This window comes from Pseudomonas serbica, assembly GCF_028823535.1.
In the GTDB taxonomy this organism is placed as follows: domain Bacteria; phylum Pseudomonadota; class Gammaproteobacteria; order Pseudomonadales; family Pseudomonadaceae; genus Aquipseudomonas; species Aquipseudomonas serbica.
This window is the reverse complement of record NZ_JAQIYM010000043.1, coordinates 1-1,107: the sequence shown is the minus strand read 5'-3', so window position 1 is coordinate 1,107 and position 1,107 is coordinate 1. Positions and strand designations below refer to the sequence as shown.

The following is a 1,107-nucleotide window of genomic DNA, read 5'->3' as shown; positions in this document are numbered from 1 at the left end:
AGCGCTCGACTTGGGCCAGGGTGTTCCACCACAGGTAGGTGTGGCTTGCGGCGGGCGTCGATTATTACTATAGAGAAAGTGGCTGAGACAATGTTGACAGCCACTTATTTCGATGAATTTTGAAAGAGCGAGCGACAGATGGCGTTAGCTCACCTCACGTCCCGCCCCTATATCTGGTGGCCTATCAGGTCGTGGGTGAATTATTTTTTCTTAGACATTGCCAGATTGTTGTTAACCGGTTGATTTTCAGCAGCCGATTCGTATCGCCAAAAGCTAACAGGGAAATTCACCTTTGCGGTACAAATCAAGTAACCTCGCTACCCATTCACTCACATGTCCTTTTGCTATGGCCTCCCCAATCATTCCGATATCATCAGACACATAGCTTGCGGCTTCGGAATTTTGCGTTAGACGGAACACTTTCTTGAAAGAAAACTCTCTTAACGCTGAAATTTCCTTTTCATCAGTAGAGGTTTTATAGTCTAGTTTTTTCAAATACTCATTACTTTCAACCCACGACGCATCAAACTCCCCCCTATCTCTTTGGTCTAACGCCTCGTCCCAGTCTTTAACAGCCAAAGCAACCACTTCAAAAAAATCTTCTTCATGGATTAAAATCGATAGCTCTTTTATAGATTCACTAGTCATCTCAAGCCACTCTCTCTCAGCCAGTTCTCAATAAGGTCTACTGCCGTACGCGGTGTCACGTTTTCACCTAAGACATGCGTTCCATTAGGTGAAACCACATCAACCTTTATATGATCCATATTTTCATATGCTTTTCTGTAAGCCGCAAACAATTCATCATCTGTTCCTGAAAAATCACCTTGGCGGGGCCCGATATGAGGTCGCTCAGCTTCATGCAAAAGCCAATGTGAATGCTCTGGATTTTTTCCACGTGGAAATATGGTTGGTCTAGTCTTATCAGATCTTGCAATCTCAAATGGTCGACCTACTGACTTTCGCACAGCGGGGACATGGTGCCCCGATTTACTGACTCCCATACCCTTTGTTTCACACCACCCCCACGGGTCGATCCTAGAAAAAGGATTCGACAAATAACCATAAAGATTGTGCCCACCCAACAACCCAATCGGATCCTGCGTA

At 45.1% G+C, this 1,107-nt stretch carries 2 protein-coding genes; both read right to left on the bottom strand.

What is annotated here, in order from left to right; genetic code table 11:
• Positions 1-273: 273 nt before the first annotated feature.
• Positions 274-648 carry an immunity protein PIM1 family protein gene (locus NQL71_RS29655; protein WP_046820288.1) on the bottom strand — a complete coding sequence of 125 codons (375 nt, stop codon included), beginning with the start codon at positions 646-648 and terminating at the stop codon, positions 274-276.
• Positions 645-1,107: RHS repeat-associated core domain-containing protein (locus NQL71_RS29650; RefSeq protein ID WP_462806835.1), on the bottom strand; the 463-nt coding region annotated here is incomplete at its 5' end. The genes NQL71_RS29655 and NQL71_RS29650, both read right to left, overlap by 4 nt.

Bases quoted from the DNA above. Each gene is read 5' to 3' on its own strand.
- NQL71_RS29655 (WP_046820288.1), bottom strand. From the start codon at position 648: ATGACTAGTGAATCTATAAAAGAGCTATCGATTTTAATCCATGAAGAA.